General features: G+C 56.1%; 20 protein-coding genes, 1 tRNA gene and 2 rRNA genes. 10 read left to right on the forward strand and 13 right to left on the reverse strand.

Going from position 1 to position 20,874, the window contains the following annotated elements; translation table 11 throughout:
* Nucleotides 1-3 precede the first annotated feature (3 nt).
* The 3 genes from rrf (MKR05_RS25115) (at nucleotide 4) to rrf (MKR05_RS25125) (ending at nucleotide 363) form a co-directional block, all read left to right on the forward strand.
* Nucleotides 4-119, forward strand: a 5S ribosomal RNA gene (gene rrf / locus MKR05_RS25115).
* 14 nt (nucleotides 120-133) lie between these two features.
* Nucleotides 134-209 (forward strand) — tRNA-Thr (locus tag MKR05_RS25120).
* Nucleotides 210-247: 38 nt separating this feature from the next.
* Nucleotides 248-363, forward strand: a 5S ribosomal RNA gene (gene rrf, locus MKR05_RS25125).
* A 220-nt stretch (nucleotides 364-583) separates the two neighbouring features.
* On the opposite strand, the gene MKR05_RS25130 is transcribed toward rrf (MKR05_RS25125), so the two are convergent.
* From MKR05_RS25130 to MKR05_RS25140, 3 genes are all read right to left on the reverse strand, one after another.
* On the reverse strand, nucleotides 584-805 hold the full coding sequence (locus tag MKR05_RS25130) for a membrane protein (protein WP_004206262.1): 222 nt from the start codon (nucleotides 803-805) through the stop codon (nucleotides 584-586).
* Nucleotides 806-1,097: 292 nt separating this feature from the next.
* Nucleotides 1,098-4,208, reverse strand: a complete 3,111-nt coding sequence (locus MKR05_RS25135) for an efflux RND transporter permease subunit (protein WP_023291164.1) — start codon at nucleotides 4,206-4,208, stop codon at nucleotides 1,098-1,100.
* A gap of 12 nt (nucleotides 4,209-4,220) precedes the next feature.
* On the reverse strand, nucleotides 4,221-5,360 hold the full coding sequence (locus tag MKR05_RS25140; RefSeq protein ID WP_064158539.1) for an efflux RND transporter periplasmic adaptor subunit: 1,140 nt from the start codon (nucleotides 5,358-5,360) through the stop codon (nucleotides 4,221-4,223).
* Between the two features lie 376 nt (nucleotides 5,361-5,736).
* On the opposite strand from MKR05_RS25140, the gene envR reads away from it, so the two are divergent.
* Nucleotides 5,737-6,390: an acrEF/envCD operon transcriptional regulator gene (gene envR / locus MKR05_RS25145; RefSeq protein ID WP_023291162.1), complete on the forward strand. Its 654-nt coding sequence runs from the start codon at nucleotides 5,737-5,739 to the stop codon at nucleotides 6,388-6,390.
* Nucleotides 6,391-6,474: 84 nt separating this feature from the next.
* On the opposite strand, the gene fis is transcribed toward envR, so the two are convergent.
* The 10 genes from fis to msrP form a co-directional block, all read right to left on the reverse strand.
* The gene (fis, locus tag MKR05_RS25150; protein WP_000462905.1) at nucleotides 6,475-6,771 is read right to left on the reverse strand and encodes a DNA-binding transcriptional regulator Fis; all 297 of its coding nucleotides are present in this window, start codon (nucleotides 6,769-6,771) and stop codon (nucleotides 6,475-6,477) included.
* A gap of 24 nt (nucleotides 6,772-6,795) precedes the next feature.
* Nucleotides 6,796-7,761 carry a tRNA dihydrouridine synthase DusB gene (gene dusB / locus MKR05_RS25155; protein ID WP_004144972.1) on the reverse strand — a complete coding sequence of 322 codons (966 nt, stop codon included), beginning with the start codon at nucleotides 7,759-7,761 and terminating at the stop codon, nucleotides 6,796-6,798.
* Nucleotides 7,762-8,118: 357 nt separating this feature from the next.
* A complete protein-coding gene (gene prmA, locus MKR05_RS25160; protein ID WP_060589649.1) occupies nucleotides 8,119-9,000 on the reverse strand; it encodes a 50S ribosomal protein L11 methyltransferase in 882 nt (293 codons plus the stop codon).
* An 11-nt stretch (nucleotides 9,001-9,011) separates the two neighbouring features.
* Nucleotides 9,012-10,463 carry a sodium/pantothenate symporter gene (gene panF / locus MKR05_RS25165; RefSeq protein WP_023291160.1) on the reverse strand — a complete coding sequence of 484 codons (1,452 nt, stop codon included), beginning with the start codon at nucleotides 10,461-10,463 and terminating at the stop codon, nucleotides 9,012-9,014.
* The gene (locus MKR05_RS25170) at nucleotides 10,453-10,695 is read right to left on the reverse strand and encodes a DUF997 family protein (RefSeq protein WP_004206253.1); all 243 of its coding nucleotides are present in this window, start codon (nucleotides 10,693-10,695) and stop codon (nucleotides 10,453-10,455) included. The genes panF and MKR05_RS25170 overlap by 11 nt, the downstream gene beginning before the upstream one ends.
* Before the next feature lie 110 nt (nucleotides 10,696-10,805).
* The gene (gene accC, locus MKR05_RS25175; RefSeq protein ID WP_004174096.1) at nucleotides 10,806-12,155 is read right to left on the reverse strand and encodes an acetyl-CoA carboxylase biotin carboxylase subunit; all 1,350 of its coding nucleotides are present in this window, start codon (nucleotides 12,153-12,155) and stop codon (nucleotides 10,806-10,808) included.
* A 10-nt stretch (nucleotides 12,156-12,165) separates the two neighbouring features.
* The gene (gene accB, locus MKR05_RS25180; protein ID WP_004206250.1) at nucleotides 12,166-12,633 is read right to left on the reverse strand and encodes an acetyl-CoA carboxylase biotin carboxyl carrier protein; all 468 of its coding nucleotides are present in this window, start codon (nucleotides 12,631-12,633) and stop codon (nucleotides 12,166-12,168) included.
* A gap of 22 nt (nucleotides 12,634-12,655) precedes the next feature.
* Entirely contained in the window at nucleotides 12,656-13,108 is a 453-nt protein-coding gene (gene aroQ, locus MKR05_RS25185) for a type II 3-dehydroquinate dehydratase (protein ID WP_023291159.1), read from the reverse strand.
* Between the two features lie 232 nt (nucleotides 13,109-13,340).
* Nucleotides 13,341-13,940, reverse strand: coding sequence for a protein-methionine-sulfoxide reductase heme-binding subunit MsrQ (gene msrQ, locus MKR05_RS25190; protein ID WP_023291158.1), 600 nt, complete (start codon nucleotides 13,938-13,940; stop codon nucleotides 13,341-13,343).
* Nucleotides 13,940-14,941, reverse strand: coding sequence for a protein-methionine-sulfoxide reductase catalytic subunit MsrP (gene msrP / locus MKR05_RS25195; protein ID WP_032454192.1), 1,002 nt, complete (start codon nucleotides 14,939-14,941; stop codon nucleotides 13,940-13,942). The genes msrQ and msrP overlap by 1 nt, the downstream gene beginning before the upstream one ends.
* A 230-nt stretch (nucleotides 14,942-15,171) precedes the next feature.
* Here msrP and MKR05_RS25200 point away from each other — a divergent pair, with 230 nt between their 5' ends.
* The 6 genes from MKR05_RS25200 (at nucleotide 15,172) to MKR05_RS25225 (ending at nucleotide 20,872) form a co-directional block, all read left to right on the forward strand.
* Complete coding sequence (locus MKR05_RS25200; protein WP_032429221.1) at nucleotides 15,172-15,363, forward strand: hypothetical protein; 192 nt, start codon at nucleotides 15,172-15,174, stop codon at nucleotides 15,361-15,363.
* A 79-nt stretch (nucleotides 15,364-15,442) separates the two neighbouring features.
* A complete protein-coding gene (gene csrD, locus MKR05_RS25205) occupies nucleotides 15,443-17,383 on the forward strand; it encodes an RNase E specificity factor CsrD (RefSeq protein WP_044524921.1) in 1,941 nt (646 codons plus the stop codon).
* 305 nt (nucleotides 17,384-17,688) lie between these two features.
* Nucleotides 17,689-18,732 (forward strand): rod shape-determining protein MreB, encoded by a 1,044-nt coding sequence (gene mreB, locus MKR05_RS25210; protein WP_002918653.1) that lies wholly within the window; start codon nucleotides 17,689-17,691, stop codon nucleotides 18,730-18,732.
* A gap of 70 nt (nucleotides 18,733-18,802) precedes the next feature.
* Complete coding sequence (gene mreC, locus MKR05_RS25215) at nucleotides 18,803-19,795, forward strand: rod shape-determining protein MreC (RefSeq protein ID WP_004206242.1); 993 nt, start codon at nucleotides 18,803-18,805, stop codon at nucleotides 19,793-19,795.
* Nucleotides 19,795-20,283, forward strand: a complete 489-nt coding sequence (gene mreD, locus MKR05_RS25220) for a rod shape-determining protein MreD (protein WP_002918648.1) — start codon at nucleotides 19,795-19,797, stop codon at nucleotides 20,281-20,283. Before mreC ends, mreD begins: the two co-directional genes overlap by 1 nt.
* Before the next feature lie 7 nt (nucleotides 20,284-20,290).
* A complete protein-coding gene (locus MKR05_RS25225; RefSeq protein WP_023291155.1) occupies nucleotides 20,291-20,872 on the forward strand; it encodes a nucleoside triphosphate pyrophosphatase in 582 nt (193 codons plus the stop codon).
* Nucleotides 20,873-20,874 lie beyond the last annotated feature (2 nt).

The following is a 20,874-nucleotide window of genomic DNA, read 5'->3' on the forward strand; positions in this document are numbered from 1 at the left end:
TTGCCTGGCGGCACTAGCGCGGTGGTCCCACCTGACCCCATGCCGAACTCAGAAGTGAAACGCCGTAGCGCCGATGGTAGTGTGGGGTCTCCCCATGTGAGAGTAGGGAACTGCCAGGCATCAAATTTAGCGTGCTGATATGGCTCAGTTGGTAGAGCGCACCCTTGGTAAGGGTGAGGTCCCCAGTTCGACTCTGGGTATCAGCACCACTTTTTAGGTTAAAGTTCGGCACGTTGTAAAGAATTTGCCTGGCGACAATAGCGCGGCGGTCCCACCTGACCCCATGCCGAACTCAGAAGTGAAACGTCGTAGCGCCGATGGTAGTGTGGGGTCTCCCCATGTGAGAGTAGGGAATCGCCAGGCATCAAATAAAGCAGAAGGCCCAGTCGAAAGACTGGGCCTTCTGCTTTTGTGTTATCTGTCGATAAGTAGTCCTGCCGCCAGGGGGAAACCCGTCAAAGCCGATTTGCGCGTAATGCAGCAAGGGACAGTGAGTTTGTTTGTTCGGTTGTCATGTGGATGATGCGCAGAAGAGCAGATACAGGTTCGACGCTAGCCCCTGTATCTGCTGGTCGGGGGAGAATTAGCGGGTCAGCGCGACGATCCCTAACGTGAGGCCGGCTACCGCGGCGGCGCCCCCGGCGATCGCGCCTGCGGTGTCCCAGTTGTCTTCTGTTGTGCCTTTCATACAGGTATTGGTGTGGACTAAGCGGCCTTGCGAGTCATACACCGGCACGCAGGGAGAGTCATGGGCACAGCCTGCGAGCAGAGAGGCCAGCAGCGCCACGATTAAATACTTTTTCATGATATTACCTCTGGATAATCCGCAGGGTTGTACTGAAAGCCAGTGCAGAACGGAATGGCTTATTTTATCACCGCGGATTGTCCGGCCCGGATGCCGAAATCATCTCAATATATGAGCCACGTAAATATCGTGAAGATAGGCAGGGGAATATGCAGAAAAGATGGAGAGAACGATCGTGTCCCAGCGCTGCCGCGCGCGATAGCGGTTGTCAGATAGCGGGAAGCTGTAGTGGTTGCTCATATACCAGGCGAAAAAAAAGCGCCCGCAGGGGCGCCTTTAATACCAGGCCGGGTTATTCAGCGTGCCGGGTAAAACGTCGTCTGACGACCACAAAGAAGACCGGAACAAAGAAGATCGCCAGCAGTGTCGCGGTTAGCATCCCGCCCATGACACCGGTACCCACCGCATTCTGCGCCCCGCTGCCGGCACCATGGCTAATCACCAGCGGCATGACCCCGAGAATAAAAGCCAGAGAGGTCATCAGAATGGGTCGCAGGCGCATCCGCGATGCCTCCAGGGTTGCTTCAATGATCCCTTTCCCTTCTTTCTCCATCAGATCCTTGGCGAATTCGACGATCAGGATCGCGTTCTTCGCCGACAAACCGATCGTGGTCAGAAGGCCTACCTGGAAGTAAACGTCGTTATTCAGCCCACGCAGCGTGGCGGCTAACAGCGCGCCGATGACCCCCAGCGGAACCACTAGCATGACTGAGAACGGAATCGACCAGCTCTCATACAGCGCCGCCAGGCACAGGAAGACGACAATCAGCGAGATGGCATAGAGCGCGGGAGCCTGGTTGCCGGAAAGGCGTTCCTGGTAAGACATCCCAGTCCAGTCGTAACCAATACCGCTCGGCAGTTTACTGGCCAGCGCTTCCATCAGCGCCATGGCTTCCCCGGTACTCTTGCCCGGCGAGGCTTCACCGAGGATCTCCATGGAGGGTAAACCGTTGTAGCGTTCCAGACGCGGCGAGCCATATATCCAGCGCGAGGTGACGAAGGCGGAGAACGGAACCATCTCGCCATTGGCGCTACGAACATACATATTGTTAATGTCGCTCGGCAGCATACGGAAATGGGCATCAGCCTGAACGTACACTTTCTTGACGCGACCACGGTCAATAAAGTCATTGACGTAGTACCCGCCCAGCGCAGCGGATATCGTTTCATTGATATCGGAGAGCGATACGCCCAGCGCCTGCGCTTTTTCCTGGTCGACATCCAGTTTGAACTGCGGCGTATCTTCCAGCCCATTAGGCCGTACCCGTACCAGCTGATCCGGATGCTGTTTCACCATGCCCAGCAGTTGATTGCGCGCCTGCGTCAGGGCAGTATGACCTAGCCCGCCCTGGTCGATCAGCTCAAAGTCGAAGCCGGTGGCGGTACCCAGCTCAATAATGGCAGGCATGTTGAACGGGAAAACCATGGCGTCTTTGATCTGGCTGAAGGCCACGGTGGCTCGCTTGATGATGGACTCCACGCTGTTTTTATCGCCGCTGCGCGCTTCCCATGGTTTCAGGCTGACAAACGCCATGCCGGAGTTTTGTCCCTGGCCGCTGAAGCTGAAGCCGTTAACGGTAAAGACGCTTTCGACGTTAGCCTTCTCGTTATGCAGATAGTAGTCGGTCACGGTATCCAGCACTTTCTGTGTCCGCTCCTGTGTAGCGCCGGAAGGCAGCTGGATCATGGTCAGGAAGACCCCCTGGTCTTCATCGGGTAGAAAGGATGTCGGGAGACGCATAAACAGCACGGCCATTCCCACGACGATCAGCAGATAGATCACCAGGTAACGGCCGGTTCCACGCAAAATACCGCTGACGCTGTTGGTGTAGTGGTTAACGCTCTGGTCAAAACGGGCGTTAAACCAGCCGAAAAATCCTTTTTTCTCATGGTGTTCAGCTGAGGCTGGCTTCAACAACGTGGCGCAGAGCGCTGGTGTCAGCACCAGGGCAACCAGCACGGAGAGCGCCATGGCGGAAACGATGGTGATCGAAAACTGGCGATAAATCGCGCCGGTGGAACCGCCGAAGAAGGCCATCGGCACGAAAACCGCAGAGAGCACCATGGCGATACCCACCAGCGCCCCCTGGATCTGCGACATCGACTTTTCCGTCGCTTCTTTTGGCGAGAGCTTCTCCTCAACCATCACACGTTCGACGTTTTCCACCACCACAATGGCGTCATCGACCAGCAGACCTATCGCCAGCACCATACCAAACATCGTCAGGGTGTTGATGGAGTAGCCAAACATCGACAGTACCGCGAAGGTACCCAACAGCACGACGGGCACGGCAATGGTCGGAATGAGCGTAGCGCGCATGTTCTGCAGGAACAGATACATGACAAGGAAGACGAGAATAATCGCTTCAAAGAGCGTTTTGACCACTTCGTGAATAGAGATTTTGACGAAAGGGGTCGTATCGTACGGATAGACCACCTTCATTCCCTGGGGGAAGTAAGGCTGCAGTTCGGCCAGCTTCGCTTTAATCGCGGTGGCAGTATCCAGCGCGTTGGCGCCGGTCGCGAGCTTAATACCCAGACCAGAGGCGGGCTTGCCGTTAATTCTGGCGACGACATTGTAGTTCTCTCCGCCCAGCTCAACGCGGGCGACATCTTTCAAATGGACGACAGAACCATCGGCATTGACCCGCAGCGTGACCTTGCCAAACTCCTGCGGATCTTTAAGCCGCGTCTGGGCAATGATCGACGCGTTCAACTGCTGGCCTTTCAGCGCTGGCGTACCGCCCAGCTGGCCGGCGGCAATCTGATCGTTCTGAACCTGCAGCGCATTGATGACGTCCACCGGCGTCAGGTTGTATTTGTTCAGCAGGTTGCCATCCAGCCAGATGCGCATGGCGTACTGCGCGCCGAACAGCTGTACATCGCCCACACCGTTGAGTCGGCTGATGGGATCTTTAACATTAGAGGCGACATAGTCGGAAATATCATCCTGGGTGGTGACCGGGTTATCAGAGATAAAGCCGGCCACCAGCAGGAAGCTGCTGCTGGACTTCTCTACGCTAATTCCCTGCTGCTGGACTTCCTGAGGCAGCAGCGGGGTGGCCAGCTGCAGTTTGTTTTGCACCTGCACCTGGGCGATATCCGGATCGGTGCCGGACTTAAAGGTAAGCGTGATGGTTACTGAGCCGGCGGAATCGCTGGTCGACGACATATACATCAGGTTGTCGATACCGTTCATGTTCTGCTCAATAACCTGAGTGACCGTGTCCTGCACGGTCTGAGCATCCGCACCGGGATAGGTGGCGGAGATCGCCACCGCAGGGGGCGCAATCGTCGGATACTGCGCTATCGGCAGCTGGAGAATGGCCAGACCGCCAGCAATCATCATGATGATGGCCAGCACCCAGGCAAAGACCGGTCGATGGATAAAAAACTTAGACATGGCTGGGTATCCTTATTGCGCGACCGGTGCCGCACGCTCCACTTCTGCTTTAACGGTGACGCCGGGACGGACTTTCTGTAAGCCGCTGACAATCACCTTATCGCCCGGCTTCAGCCCGCTGGTGATAAGCCACTTATCGCCCACGGCCTGGGAAGCCACCACTTGACGGGGTTCAACCTGATTTTTGTCATTCACCAGCATGACGGAGGCATCGCCCCGCGGCGTTCGAGTCACCCCCTGCTGCGGCACCAGGATGGCCTGCGGATCGGTGCCTTCATCGATGCGGGCGCGGACGAACATCCCCGGCAGCAGGACATGCTGCGGGTTAGGGAAGATAGCGCGCAGGGTAATTGAACCTGTACTTTCATCGACAGTGACGTCGGAGAACTGCAGCGAACCCTTAAGCGGATAGGCCTGACCGTTCTCCATCAGCAGTTCAACGCTTTTGGTGTCGCCGCCGCGTTGCAGGCTTTCCTGCTTAAGGCGCATGAAGTCATTGCTGGATTCCGTCACGTCGACGTAGATCGGATCGAGCTGCTGGACGGTGGCCAGGGCATCCGACTGACCGTTGGTAACCAATGCCCCCTCGGTGACGCTCGATTTACCGATGCGTCCGCTAATGGGAGAGGTCACTTTGGTGTAGGCCAGGTTGATGCGGGCGCTTTCCACGGAGGCTTTGGTAGCGATGACGTCGGCATCGGCCTGGCGGGCGGTGGCCACCGCCTGATCGTATTCCTGTTGACTGATATACTTGGTACCCAGCAGCGGAACGTAGCGTTTCACCGTCAAGTGGGCGATGGCGGCTGCGGCTTCGGCTTTTGCTTCATCGCCCTTGGCGCTGTTCCACGCCGCCTGGTAGGTTGCCGGATCGATCTGATAGAGCGACTGGCCTGCTTCGACATCGCTTCCTTCAACAAAGTTACGCTTCAGGATAATACCGCTTACCTGAGGGCGGACTTCCGCCACGCGAAAAGCTGAAGTTCGGCCTGGCAGTTCGGTGGTGACCGACAGCGGCGCGCTGTTCACGACATGGACCGTCACCTGCGGCGCCTGGGCATGGGGTTGCGGATTGTCCGAATTATCGCAGCCGGTAAGCAATAAGGCCGAGATAATTAAACCGGATAAAAGTGTCACTCTGGCGTGAGTAGTCATGGCGGTTCCTTATAGATTACGTGCCAAATTCGGCGGCGAATCTGTGAAAGAAAGAGGGAATTAAAAAGCAGTTTGCCATCCTACAAATAAACGCCACTGGATGTAAGGGATAGTTATTTTGGGACAATCAGCAAGGCACGCAAAAACAAAAAAACGCGCTGCCTTTTTATTCTGTTTACCTTAATTGTAAATCTTAATAAATAGACATCAATTCCGTGAATGAGTTATTTATTAATATTGATTTGGGTAATTTATTTGACGATGGCGTCAGAATTAACTTGTTTGCATTTTTGCTAAAAAATATTCCATGACAAATGTTAGGTTAAGCGATCTTCAGAAAATCCTAAATATCCTGTCCGGCGGGAAGGGGGCTTGTATGGCAAGAAAAACGAAAGAAGAGGCGCTACGCACGCGGCAGCTCCTGATTGAGTCCGCGATCCAGCAGTTCGCTCTGCGGGGGGTGACCAACACGACCCTGACGGATATTGCTGATGCGGCGGGAGTGACCCGCGGCGCCGTCTACTGGCATTTTGCCAGTAAGACCGAGCTGTTTAATGAAATGTGGCAGCAGCAGCCACCGCTCAGGGATTTGATTCAGCATAGCCTCGCAACAGAGAATGAACAGGAGCCTTTAAATGCATTGCGCGAGCGGTTTATTACCGGGCTCCGCTATATTGCTGCGAATCCTCGCCAGCGCGCGCTGATGCAAATTCTTTATCAGCGCTGCGAGTTTGCCAATGATATGCTTTCGGAAAATGAAATTCGCCAGCGCATTGGCTTTAATTATTCGCTCATCGGCGGCATGCTGCAGTGCTGTGTGCGTAACAATATATTGCCAGCCGAAACAAATATTGAAGTGATATTAATTGTTTTACACAGCGCCTTTTCCGGACTAATTAAAAACTGGCTGCTCGATCCGCAACGCGTCGATCTTTATCAGCAGGCGCCTGCGCTGGTGGATAATATTATGGCGGTAGTCTGTGCTGCTCGTGTATCGGAGACGCCGGTACTGCGGGCGGTGAATCAGTAATGTGTCCCGCTGCCGCAGGTAATAAAAAAGGCGCTTCCCCATGCCGAAGAGCGCCTTTTATATCAAGCAAGCAACTGACTAGTATCAGTTCATGCCGTATTTTTTCAGTTTTTTACGCAGCGTACCGCGGTTGATGCCCATCATCAGGGCAGCGCGGGTCTGGTTACCACGGGTGTATTGCATCACCATGTCCAACAGGGGCTGTTCAACTTCAGCCAGTACCAGCTCATACAGGTCATTCACATCCTGACCGTTCAGTTGAGCAAAATAGTTCTTCAGTGCCTGTTTAACCGAGTCACGCAGGGGCTTTTGAGTTACCTGATCCTGAGAGTTAACGGTAGAAACGGTCAGTACGTCAGAATTTACGCGTTGTTCGAACATAGTTCTGTCAGCTCTTTATTTCTATTACGCAAAATTTTCGAAGTATGCCTCCAACGCCTCCAGCTGTTCGCTGGCATCCTCAATGGCGTTGAATGTGCGCCGAAACTGGTCATCTGGAGCATGTTCCTGAAGATACCAGGAGACGTGTTTACGCGCGATTCGGTACCCTTTTGCCTGACCATAAAAGTCATGCAATTCCCGAACGTGCGCACAAAGCAAGCGCTTGACCTCTGCCAGCGGCAGCGGGGGCAGCAGCTCTCCAGTGTCCAGATAATGCTGGATTTCCCGAAAGATCCAGGGTCTTCCCTGAGCTGCACGGCCTATCATCAGGGCATCAGCCCCTGTATAGTCGAGCACAGCTCTGGCTTTAAGCGGGTCAGTAATGTCGCCATTCGCGATAATCGGAATGGAAACTTTCTGCTTAACTGCCCGAATACTGTCGTACTCAGCGTCTCCGTTAAACAAGCAGGCGCGGGTGCGTCCGTGAATAGTCAGAGCCTGAATGCCACACTCTTCGGCCAGTTGGGCAATCTCTACGCAGTTACGGTGTTCCGGTTCCCAACCGGTGCGAATCTTGAGAGTCACAGGAACGTCCACCGCATTCACGACCGCCGTCAGGATCGACTTCACCTGGTCGGGGTACTGCAAGAGGGCTGAACCTGCAAGCTTGCGATTCACCTTTTTCGCCGGGCATCCCATATTGATATCAATAATCTGGGCGCCGCTTTCCACGTTAATCCGCGCGGCGGCAGCCATCTCTTCCGGCACGCTACCGGCGATTTGCACGGTACGAATACCGGGCTCATCAATATGCACCATCCGTAAACGGGACTTGTCGCTCTCCCACACCTGTGGGTTAGAGGACATCATCTCGGAAACGGTTAAACCCGCTCCCATCTCGTAGCACAGCGTCCGGAATGGTCTGTCAGTAATGCCAGCCATGGGCGCTGCGATCAGGCGATTTCTGAGCTGGTGGTGTCCGATGCGCATGAGTTAAGAAATGACCATACTGTGACTGCAAGGCGGCGTATATTACGCATTTTTTGCACGAGATGAAAGGCCAAACTTTGAGCAATCCTCTGTTGCAGATCAATGAATCCGGGACTAACGTAAAAGGAATGAATAAATACTTATATTAATCATTGATTTAATGGGTGATGGATAATTTGTGTCCATTTATAAAATCATAAAACTTCTCGATTTTTCTTAGAAAAACTCGCTACCAGACGATATAAAACGCTGTTTTTATAGCCAAAAAAGTGCTCTGTAGTGCGATCTGCCTCTCATTTCCTGGCATTATTTGGTGGCTACTGGAAACAAAAATGCGGCCCACAGGCCGCATTGCGCTTAGTTTTTCCGGCCGGTGATCCGGCACCACTCCTCTTTCTCGACCACCGGGTCAAGGGTGAAGAGATCGGCGTAGGCTTCACAGACGCTCTCCGCCTGGCTGGCAAGGATGCCGGAAAGCCCCAGCAAACCGCCTGAAACGGGCAGGACGCTGATTAACGGCGCCAGCTCACGTAACGGGCCTGCCAGGATATTGGCGACCACGACGTCGGCTTTCATCGACTCCGGCTGGTCCTGAGGAAGATAGAGCTCCAGACGCTCAGATACGCCGTTACGCTGCGCGTTATCGCGGCTGGCCTGAATAGCCTGCGGGTCGATATCAATGCCGATCGCTTTTGCGGCCCCCAGCTTCAGCGCGGCAATCGCCAGGATGCCGGAACCGCAGCCGAAATCAATGACCGTTTTTCCGTTGAGGTCGAGTCCATCGAGCCACTGCAGGCACAGGGATGTCGTCGGGTGCGTGCCGGTACCGAAGGCCAGACCCGGATCGAGCATCACGTTGACGGCATTTTCATCCGGAACGTCGCGCCAGCTCGGGCAGATCCACAGCCGCTCACCGAAACGCATCGGATGGAAGTTATCCATCCATTCCCGCTCCCAGTCTTTATCTTCCAGCTGCTCGATCTTATGCGCGAAGCCGGCGCCCAGCAGCGGGTGCTGCTCCAGTTGGGCAACGACCGCTTTCATATCGGTTTCGGCATCGAACAGGCCGATCACGTCGGTATCGCCCCACAGCCGGGTTTCCCCGGGCAACGGCTCAAATACCGGCGTATCGTGCGTATCCTGGAAGGTGATCGAGACCGATCCGGCCTCCATCAGCACATCGCTAAGATCTTCAGCGTTCGCGCCGGTGGTATTTAGTTTCAGTTGGATCCATGGCATAGCAAAACTCTTTATTTATCAGTAGTCAAAATAGGTGGCTGTGGTGCGGGACGGCCGAAACGGTTCCCTGCCACAAACGCCAGTAAACTCAGCAGCAGCGCGGGAACGATCGGGTGGAAGCCGAGAAACTGCACTTTCAGCGTGGCAAGTACGGCATACAGCACGCCGCCCACGATCATCGCGCTCAGCGCGCCAGCCGCGTTAGCACGTTCCCAATACAGGCCCAGTACCAGCGGCCACAGGAAGACGGCTTCCAGGCCGCCGAAGGCCAGCAGATTCAGCCAGATAATCATCTCCGGCGGTCGCCAGGCCGCGAGCAGCAGCAGAACACCCAACAGGAGCGTGATGCCGGCGGACATGCGTTTTAGCCGCTTTTCGTTAGTCGCCTGATCCGGACGCCAGTTCAGATACAGATCCTTGATGATCGTAGCGGAACTTTGCAGAAGCTGGGCATTGATCGTCGACATAATCGCCGCCATCGGCGCGGCCAGAAAGATCCCTGCCGCAAAGGGCGGGAGCACTTTGACCATCAGCGTCGGGATCACCAGATCCGGTACGGTTAAGTCGGGGAGCACCGCCCGACCTAACGCGCCGGCCAGGTGCATGCCAAACATCAGGATCGCCACTACGATGGTGCCGATCATAATGCCGCGATGCACGGCTTTGCTGTCTTTGTAGGAGATACAGCGAACGGCGGTATGCGGCAGGCCAATGACGCCGAAGCAGACCAGCACCCAAAACGAGGCCATAAAGGTTGGCGAGAGGATATCTTCCGCCCCCTGCGGGGACACCAGCTTGACGTCGATCGACTGCAGAGTCTCTACCGCATGGCCAATCCCGCCGGCGGCGTGGATCACCCCCACCAGCAGCACGATCGTGCCGATCAGCATCACCATGCCCTGCATGGTATCGTTGAGCACGCTGGCGCGAAAGCCGCCATAGGCGGTATACAGCGCGATGCTGATGCCGAAGATCAGCAGACCGGTATCGTAGGGAATACCCGCAGCTGTCTCCAGCAGGCGGGCGCCGCCGATAAACTGGACGGTCATGGCGCCAACGAAGGCTACCAGCAGGCTCAGGCTGGCCAGCCAGACCAGCAGACGGCTCTGGTAGCGCGCAAACAGCATGTCATTGAGGGTGACGGCATTATAACGACGCGCAAGGATGGCGAATTTTTTTCCCAGTACGCCCAGCGACAGCCAGATGGCGGGGAGCTGGATCATCGCCAGCAGTACCCAGCCCAGGCCGTATTTATAGGCGGCGCCGGGTCCGCCGATAAATGAGCTGGCGCTGATATAGGTGGCGGTTAGCGTCATGGCCAGCACGAAGCCGCCCATCGAGCGGCTGCCGAGAAAGTACTCATTAAGAAAGCTTCCTGAGGCGCGTTTTCTCATGGCGTAAAGGGATAAGCCGAACACCACCACCAGATAGGCGATCAGGGGAATAATGACCTCAAACTGCATCATCGTCCTCCAGAGGAATGTCGCGGAAAACCAGTTTGACCATCGCCCAGCACAGCAGAATAAACAGCAGCGGAACCAGCAGGCAGGCCATTTCAAACCAGTGGGGCAGGCCGGTAAAACCGATAGCCACCCCCGGCAGATAGGCGGCGGCCAGCCAGGCGGCAAGATAGAGAAGGGTCAGCCACAGCGCCCAGCGCGCTTCTTTGTGGGCCTGAACAAAGCGTTTGTCCATTTTTTGTCCCTTGAGGATAAAGAAAGCGGGGATTGTACCGCATGGTATAGATGAGGAGAGAGAAAAAGAAAAAAGGCCGGAAAATCCGGCCTTTTGCTGAGAGAGCAGAATTATTTTTCCTGCAAGCCGAGTTTTTTCTCCAGATAGTGGATGTTGGTGCCACCATGCTGGAAGTTCTCGTCGCTCATAATACGCATCTGCAGATCGACGTTGGTCTTGATGCCATCGATGATCAGCTCCTGCAGCGCATTCTTCATGCGGGCAATCGCCACGTCACGGCTTTCGCCGTAGCAGATCAGTTTGCCGATCATGGAGTCATAGTACGGCGGTACGGTGTAGCCGGCGTAAATATGGGACTCCCAGCGCACGCCAAAGCCGCCCGGCGCGTGGAAACGGGTAATTTTACCCGGGCTCGGCAGGAAGGTGTTCGGGTCTTCGGCGTTGATACGGCATTCCACCGCATGGCCGCGAACCACCACTTCATCCTGCTTGATGGACAGCGGCTGGCCGGCTGCGATACGCAGCTGCTCTTTGATCAGGTCAACGCCGGTGATCATTTCAGTTACCGGATGCTCTACCTGGATACGGGTGTTCATTTCAATGAAGTAGAACTCGCCGTTTTCGAACAGGAACTCAAAGGTACCCGCTCCGCGGTAGCCGATATCGACACAGGCTTTCGCGCAACGCTCGCCGATGTAGCGACGCAGTTCCGGAGTGATGCCCGGCGCCGGCGCTTCTTCGACCACTTTCTGGTGACGACGCTGCATGGAGCAGTCACGTTCAGCCAGATAGATAGCGTTGCCCTGACCGTCCGCCAGTACCTGAATTTCAATGTGACGTGGGTTTTCCAGGTATTTCTCCATGTAGACCATATCGTTGTTGAAAGCCGCTTTGGCTTCCGCTTTGGTCATGGAGATGGACTGGGCCAGTTCAGCATCGCTGCGCACAACGCGCATACCGCGACCGCCGCCGCCGCCGGAGGCCTTGATGATCACCGGATAGCCGATGCGTTTAGCATGGGCGCGGTTAGCGTCCATGTCGTCGGTCAGCGGGCCGTCAGAACCGGGTACGGTCGGGACGCCGGCTTTTTTCATGGCGGTGATCGCGGACACTTTGTCGCCCATCAGGCGGATAGTGTCGGCTTTCGGGCCGATGAAGATAAAGCCGGAGCGCTCAACCTGCTCAGCAAAGTTGGCGTTCTCGGAGAGGAAGCCATACCCCGGGTGAATCGCTACCGCGCCGGTGATCTCAGCGGCGCTGATGATAGCTGGGATGTTCAGATAGCTTTTTACGGACGGAGCCGGACCGATACAGACCGTCTCATCCGCTAACAATACGTGTTTTAGATCGCGATCCGCGGTGGAATGCACAGCAACGGTCTTGATGCCCAGTTCTTTACAGGCACGCAGGATGCGCAGTGCGATCTCGCCACGGTTAGCGATGACAATTTTATCCAGCATGTTCGCCTCGTTACTCGATAACTACCAGCGGCTCGTCGAATTCTACCGGTTGGCCGCTTTCGATCAGAATGGCTTTCACCACGCCGGCTTTGTCGGCTTCGATCTGGTTCATCATTTTCATCGCTTCGACGATGCACAGGGTGTCGCCCACGTTAACTTTCTGGCCAACTTCCACAAACGCTTTCGCGTCTGGGCTTGGCGTACGATAGAAAGTACCAACCATCGGGGAACGTACGATGTGACCACTGATTTCCGCTTTTGCCGGCGCTTCTGCTGCTGCAGCTGGCGCGGCAGCCGCGGCGGCAGGTGCCTGAGGCTGCATCATCGGCGCAGCATAAGCCTGCTGCATAACCGGATAGCTTGCGGCCGGTGCAGAGCGGCTGATGCGAACAGACTCTTCGCCTTCAGAAATTTCCAGTTCGGAGATACCTGATTCTTCAACCAGCTCGATCAGTTTTTTAATCTTACGAATATCCATGAGTGGGTTCCGTACTCTTTGTTTAGTGTGATTGTGACAGGCGTTTTACCGCCGTCTGTAAAGCGTATGAATAGCCGTCCGCCCCCAGTCCGCAGATGACGCCAGCGGCGACATCTGACAGATACGAATGCTGGCGGAAGGGTTCGCGTGCATGCACATTGCTCAGGTGAATCTCGATAAACGGGATGTTCACGGCAAGCAAAGCGTCACGGATTGCTACGCTGGTATGCGTGAACGCGGCCGGATTAATCAGGATATAGTCCACGTTGTCTTTAGCCTGATGAATTCGGTCGATTAACGCATGCTCCGCGTTGGACTGCAGGTGATCCAGGCTCACATTCAGCGCCGCCGCTTCAGATGTTAAATGGTTAACAATCTCCGCCAGCGTGAGCGGACCATACTTCTCAGGCTCGCGGGTACCGAGCATGTTAATGTTTGGACCATTCAAAAGCAAAATGTGAAACTTCTTTGCCATCGTGTGGCGATCTCCTGCCATTTTCGGGTAAAAAACAACATATACCTTCAATGCGCCCTTGTCACCTTTTCAGGGTCAGAAAACCCCGTCAGGAAAGCCAAAGTCGCACATTATAACGATTTCGTAGCAATTGGCAGCTAAATACTGGTCTTATCAGGGAAGATTATCAACCGCTATCTTAAAAAGAGTCGCGGTTGATAAAGGATCTGCGGGAAACTGCACATTACGGGATTCAGCGCCACCACTGGCGGAACTTCTTGTAACGCCATGCCAGCAGCGCCACTGCCAGCAGGGCATAAATGATGGGCTGCGGCGAGAGGATCTTCACTGACCACAGGTAGTGAATCGGCGCGAGGATCGCCACCAGATAGACGAAGTTGTGTAAAAGTTGCCAGCGGCGGCCCAGTTTTCGCTGCATCGCCTGCGTCGACGTCACCGCCAGCGCCAGCAGGATCGCCCAGCTGACCATGCCTAACGTCAGATAGGGGCGGTTGATAATCTCCGAGCCCAGCAGCGCCAGATTGTTAATGCCCAGCTCCAGCAGGGTATAGCTGGTCAGGTGCAGCGTCGCCCAGGCGAAACACCATAAACCTAACAGGCGACGAACGCGAATCAATAATGGTTGTTTCGCATAGCGCGCCAGCGGGGAGACCAGCAGCGTCGCCAGCAGAAACTTCAGCGCCATCCTGCCGGTAAAATGCTGGATATCCTTGGCCGGATCGGCGCTAAAGTAGCCCTGATGTCCGGCCCAGAATAGCCAGACCAGCGGCAAAAAACCCGCCAGATGAAGTAAAACCTTCAGCCAGGCGATCTGTTTGACGGTGAAACGCACTAGAAGTTCTCCCGCAGATTCATGCCGCGATACAACGACGCCACCTCGTCGGCATAGCCGTTAAACAGCAGCGTCGGTTGACGTTTCACATCGAGCACGCCGCCGGCACCGATAAACCGCTCGCTAGCCTGTGACCAGCGGGGGTGATCGACGTGCGGATTGACGTTGGCGAAGAAGCCGTATTCGTCCGGCGCCGCGAGGTTCCAGGTGGTCGGTGGCCGCTCGCGGGTCAGTTCAATGCTGACGATGGATTTAATGCCTTTGAAACCGTACTTCCACGGCACAGTAAGGCGGACCGGCGCGCCATTTTGCGGCGGCAGCGCTTTGCCATACACCCCGACGGTGAGCAGCGTCAGCGGATGCATCGCTTCATCCAGCCGCAGCCCCTCCACGTAAGGGTAAGCCAGTCCCCCACCGATAAACCGATCTTTCTGCCCGGGCATTTGATCCGGAGCATAGAGGGTTTTGAAGGCCACATAGCGCGCATTGCTGGTGGGCTCCACCAGCGCCAACAGCTTATGCAGCGGGAAGCCGACCCAGGGGACCACCATCGACCAGGCTTCCACGCAGCGCATACGATAAATACGCTCTTCCAGCGGGAAGCGTTTGGTCAGATCGTCATGGTCGAGAGTCAGCGGCTTCGCCACCTCACCGCCGATGGTCAATGTCCAGGGATCGGTGCGCAGGCTACCCGCGTTCGCCGCCGGATCGGCTTTATCGAGGCCGAATTCATAAAAGTTATTGTAGCCGGAGACTTTATCTTCCGGGGTAAGCGTCAGCTTAGCCTGCCATTCAGCGGGTTTAGCAAAGTCCAGGGCTTTGCCCGCCGGGGCTGGCGGACGGTCGTGGCCTTTAAACCAGTCCAGCAGGTCGGCCTGCGCGGCGGCGGGAAGCGAAAGGGCGGTCGCGCTGATGCCCAGCATTTTCAGTACCTGGCGCCGCTGGAGCATAAAAACGGATTCGGCCGTGACGTCGGCTTCCGTCAGTTTTTTTCTTTTCATGGTGTCCTCCGTCATGCGTTTCCTTAAGCATGACGGAGGCGGCGATGAATCGCGAATATGTCACGAAAAATTGCACATTAGGAGCATGAGCCGCCGCCGAAGCAGGGGCGCGGTCGTCCAGGAATCATCGGAAAGTGGCGCAAGACGTTTCCTTTACCGCGCCTGACCCGGCATCTTTAGCAGGGAAAAAAGCGGACGGGAGGCTGGCAGGACGGAAAATCGGCAATAATGTGCGCCGCTGGCGCGGGTTTGCCATCCAGCGTCTAAAATTAAAGCGCTTCTGGCGCAGGCCGCAGGCGGGCGGCGATTGGCAAATTTTTTCTGCCGACTATACTCGCTATCGGCATACTTTCGCCGATAATACGCATTCCATTGCCAGACTCGCCATCTTTGATAGTATGCGTCGCGCTTTAAAAGGTTAATGCTAGCGTCAAGGCGCGCGCCGGCACGGGAGCCTGATGGTTCATCGGGCAGTCATTCACTCGCGGAGTTAACACAGGGATGCGATTAACGACGAAGTTCTCAGCCTTTATCACGCTGCTAACTAGCCTGACCATCTTTGTCACGCTGATTGGCGCTTCGCTGAGTTTTTACAACGGCATTGAGAACAAGGTCGAAAACCGGGTTCAGGCGGTGGCGACCATGCTGGATAACCGGCTCATCACTACCTCTTTTGATAAGCTTGAGCCGCAGCTGGATGAGCTGATGACGCCGATAGAGATCGTGCATATCGATTTCATGCTTAACGGTAAACCGCTCTACAGCCACTCCCGAACCGACAGCTACCGCCCGCTTGGCAGTCATGAGCAATTCCGTGAGATCACGGTCCCGTCGTTGAAACATCCCGGTATCTCTCTGCATCTGGTCTACGTTGACCCGATGGTGAACTATTTCCGTTCGCTGTCGATTACCGCCCCGCTGTCGATCTCCATCGGCTTCATGGTGGTGATTATTTTCTTCGCCGTCCGCTGGATCCGCCGCCAGCTGGCGGGTCAGGAGCTGCTTGAGCTTCGTTCCACGCGTATCCTGAGCGGCGAGCGCGGGCCGCAGGTGCGCGGCTCAGTCTATGAATGGCCTGCCAGCACCAGTAGCGCGCTGGATATGCTGCTGTCGGAGCTGCAGTTTGCCAGCGATCAGCGCAGCCGGATGGATACGCTGATTCGCTCCTATGCGGCACAGGATTCTAAAACCGGGCTGAATAATCGCCTGTTTTTTGACAATCAGCTGGCCACGCTGCTGGAAGATCAGGAGAAGGTGGGGGCGTACGGCATCGTGATGATGATCCGTCTACCGGAGTTTGATCTGCTACGGGACAACTGGGGGCGGGCGGCGGCCGAAGAACATTACTTCACGCTTATCAACCTGCTCTCTACCTTTATTATGCGTTACCCTGGCGCGCTGCTGGCGCGCTATCACCGTAGCGACTTCGCCGTGCTGCTGCCGCACCGCACGTTAAAAGAGGCGGATAGTATCGCCGGGCTGCTGCTGAAGGCCATGGACGCGCTACCTCCGACGCGGATCCTCGATCGTGACGATATGATGCATATCGGCATCTGTTCTTTCCGCAGCGGACAATCGGCGGCGCAAGTGATGGAACATGCAGAAGCGGCGACGCGCAACGCGGTGCTGCAGGGCAGCAACAGCTGGTCGGTCTATGACGATACCCTTCCGGAGAAAGGCCGCGGCAACGTTCGCTGGCGGACGCTGATCGAACAGATGCTGAGCCGCGGCGGGCCGCGGTTGTACCAGAAGCCCGCCGTCACCCGCGACGGTCGGGTGCATCACCGTGAACTGATGTCGCGGATGTACGACGGTAAAGAAGAGGTGATTGCCGCCGAGTACATGCCGATGGTGCTGCAGTTTGGCCTGGCGGAGGAGTATGACCGCCTGCAGGTGACGCGCCTGCTGCCGTTTTTAGGCTTCTGGCCCGAGGAGAATCTGGCGCTGCAGCTGTCGGTGGAGTCGCTGATCCGCCCGCGTTTCCAGCGCTGGCTGCGCGATGCTCTGATGCAGTGTGAAAAATCGCAGCGTCAACGGATTATTTTTGAACTTGCTGAGGCAGATGTTTGTCAATATATCGGCCGTCTGCAGCCGGTTATGCGGTTGGTTAACGCGCTTGGCGTTCGGGTGGCGGTGGTTCAGGCAGGGTTAACCCTGGTGGGAACCAGCTGGATCAAGCAGCTGGATGCGGAGCTGATCAAACTGCATCCGGGCCTGGCGCGCAACATCGAAAAGCGCAGCGAGAACCAGCTGCTGGTGCAAAGCCTGGTGGAAGCCTGTAAAGGCATGCCTATGCAAGTTTTTGCGACGGGCGTACGCAGCCGCAGCGAGTGGCTGGTACTGTCCCAATGCGGTGTCACGGGCGGGCAGGGGGAATTTTTTGCCGCCTCACAGCCACTTGACACAAATGTGAAAAAATATTCGCAAAGATACTCGGTTTGATCTGCCGTTTAGCGTGATTTCACGTAGAATAACGCGCGCCATCGTGAAGGGGGTGTGCTTGTCTACCTGCCGGATCATCGCAATGTAAATGCCAGTGACCCTCCTTTGACAGGTTACAAATTCAGGCGTGGAGCGCTGCTGAAGATTTCAGCAATGAACGGAGTCGGAAAAATTTGTAACAAAGGAAATGAACTGCACTAATTTTCACCGCAGCAGGTGATTTTTGCGCCTTGTCGCTGCTGCGTGTGGTTGGTAAAGTAAGCGGATTTTGTTTTCCGCCCCAGCTTTCAGGATTATCCCTTAGTATGTTAAAAAAATTTCGTGGCATGTTTTCCAATGACCTGTCCATTGACCTGGGTACCGCGAATACCCTTATTTACGTAAAAGGACAAGGCATCGTATTGAATGAGCCTTCCGTGGTGGCCATTCGTCAGGATCGTGCCGGATCGCCGAAAAGCGTCGCCGCCGTGGGTCATGAAGCGAAGCAGATGCTCGGCCGTACCCCGGGTAATATCGCGGCGATTCGCCCGATGAAGGACGGCGTTATCGCTGACTTCTTCGTGACGGAAAAGATGCTGCAGCACTTTATCAAACAAGTGCACAGCAACAGCTTTATGCGCCCGAGCCCGCGCGTACTGGTCTGCGTGCCGGTTGGCGCCACCCAGGTTGAGCGTCGTGCTATCCGTGAATCCGCGCAGGGCGCTGGCGCTCGCGAAGTGTTCCTGATTGAAGAACCGATGGCGGCCGCGATCGGCGCTGGCCTGCCGGTTTCTGAAGCGACCGGTTCCATGGTGGTGGATATCGGCGGCGGTACCACCGAGGTAGCGGTTATCTCCCTGAACGGCGTGGTTTACTCTTCTTCCGTGCGTATCGGCGGCGACCGCTTCGACGAAGCCGTCATCAATTACGTGCGTCGTAACTACGGCTCTCTGATCGGTGAAGCGACCGCTGAGCGTATCAAACATGAAATCGGTTCGGCTTACCCGGGCGATGAAGTGCGTGAAATTGAAGTGCGCGGCCGTAACCTGGCGGAAGGCGTTCCACGCGGCTTCACCCTGAACTCAAACGAAATTCTTGAAGCGCTGCAGGAGCCGCTGACCGGCATCGTGAGCGCGGTCATGGTTGCCCTTGAGCAGTGCCCGCCGGAACTGGCGTCTGATATCTCCGAGCGCGGGATGGTTCTCACCGGCGGTGGTGCGCTGCTGCGCAACCTGGACCGTCTGTTAATGGAAGAAACCGGTATTCCAGTCGTGGTTGCTGAAGATCCGCTGACCTGCGTAGCGCGTGGCGGCGGCAAGGCGCTGGAAATGATCGACATGCACGGCGGCGACCTGTTTAGCGAAGAGTAGTCAGCCTGAAGGTCCGGGGTGGCTTCCGCGCTGCCCCAGGTCTTTACTGACACGAGAATACGCATAGCCTATGAAGCCAATTTTTAGCCGTGGCCCCTCGCTACAGATTCGCCTTATTCTGGCGGTGCTGGTGGCGCTTGGCGTGATTATCGCCGACAGCCGCCTGGGTACGTTCAGTCAAATCAGAACGTACATGGATACAGCCGTCAGCCCTTTCTACTTTGTCTCTAATGGTCCCCGGGAACTGCTCGACAGCGTATCGCAGACGCTGGCTACCCGTGACCAGCTCGAACTGGAAAACCGCGCGCTGCGTCAGGAGCTGTTGCTGAAAAACAGCGATCTGCTGATGCTGGGCCAGTACAAGCAGGAGAATGCGCGCCTGCGTGAACTGCTTGGCTCGCCGTTGCGCCAGGACGAGCAAAAAATGGTGACCCAGGTCATCTCAACGGTCAACGACCCCTACAGCGATCAGGTGGTTATCGATAAGGGCAGCGTCAACGGCGTCTACGAAGGCCAGCCGGTTATCAGTGATAAAGGCGTGGTGGGGCAGGTCGTAGCCGTGGCGAAAATGACCAGCCGGGTACTGCTGATCTGTGATGCCACCCATGCGTTGCCGATCCAGGTCCTGCGGAACGATATTCGCGTCATTGCCGCCGGTAACGGCTGCACCGACGACCTCCAGCTTGAGCATCTGCCGGCAAATACCGATATTCGCGTCGGCGATGTGCTGGTGACCTCCGGTCTGGGCGGTCGTTTCCCGGAAGGGTACCCGGTTGGGGTTGTCTCTTCAGTGAAACTGGACACCCAGCGCGCCTACACGGTGATCCAGGCGCGTCCGACGGCCGGTCTGCAGCGTTTGCGCTATCTGCTGCTGCTGTGGGGCGCCGATCGCAATGGCGCTAACCCGATGACCCCGGAAGAGGTCCATCGGGTGGCTAACGAACGCCTGATGCAGATGATGCCGCAGGTGTTGCCTGCGCCGGATGCGATGGGGCCGCAGATGCCGGCGCCCGCCACCGGGCTGACGCCGTCTCAGCCGTCGCAGCCTGCAGGGGGGCAATAGTGGCAAGTTACCGTAGCCAGGGACGCTGGGTTATCTGGCTCTCGTTTCTTATCGCGCTATTGCTGCAAATTATGCCCTGGCCGGCGGACATCAGCGTTTTCCGGCCCAACTGGGTATTATTGATCCTGCTGTACTGGATCCTCGCGCTGCCGCACCGGGTGAATGTGGGAACGGGCTTCGTGATGGGGGCTATTCTTGATCTCATCAGCGGCTCGACGCTGGGCGTTCGCGCGCTGTCCTTAAGCATCGTCGCCTATCTGGTGGCGCTGAAGTATCAGCTGTTCCGTAACCTGGCGCTGTGGCAACAGGCGCTGGTGGTCATGCTGTTATCCCTCGCCGTGGATATCATTGTTTTCTGGGCAGAGTTTTTAGTGATCAACGTCTCTTTCCGTCCGGAAGTATTCTGGAGTAGTGTAGTAAACGGTATCCTCTGGCCATGGCTCTTCCTGCTGATGCGTAAAGTGCGTCAGCAATTTGCAGTGCAATAAGGTTGATATGACAACTCTGTATCTTGCTTCTGGTTCCCCGCGTCGGCAGGAACTGCTGACTCAGCTTGGTCTCGCGTTTGAGCGTCTGGTTCCTGGTATCGAGGAGCAGCGCCAGCCGCAGGAGAGCGCGCAGCACTATGTCGTGCGCCTGGCGCGCGAAAAGGCGCAGGCCGGAGTGGCGCTGGCATCGCGGGATTTGCCGGTTTTGGGAGCGGATACGATTGTTATTTTGAACGGCGAAGTGCTGGAAAAACCGCGCGATGCCGAACACGCTGCAGCGATGCTGCGCCTGCTTTCCGGCCAAACCCATCAGGTCATGACCGCGGTGGCGCTGGCGGATAAGCAGCAGACGCTGGATTGTCTGGTGGTCACGGAAGTGACCTTCCGGCCGCTCAGCGAGCAGGATATCGCCGATTATGTGGCCAGCGGCGAGCCTTTAGATAAAGCAGGTGCATACGGTATTCAAGGGTTGGGTGGCTGTTTCGTCAGGAAGATTAATGGCAGCTATCACGCCGTAGTCGGCTTACCGCTGGTGGAAACGTATGAGTTGCTCAGTAACTTTAACTCACTGCGTAAAGAAAAGGGATAAAG

The sequence above is a fragment of the Klebsiella sp. K5-204 genome (genome assembly GCF_030128585.1).
Lineage (GTDB): Bacteria > Pseudomonadota > Gammaproteobacteria > Enterobacterales > Enterobacteriaceae > Klebsiella > Klebsiella quasipneumoniae.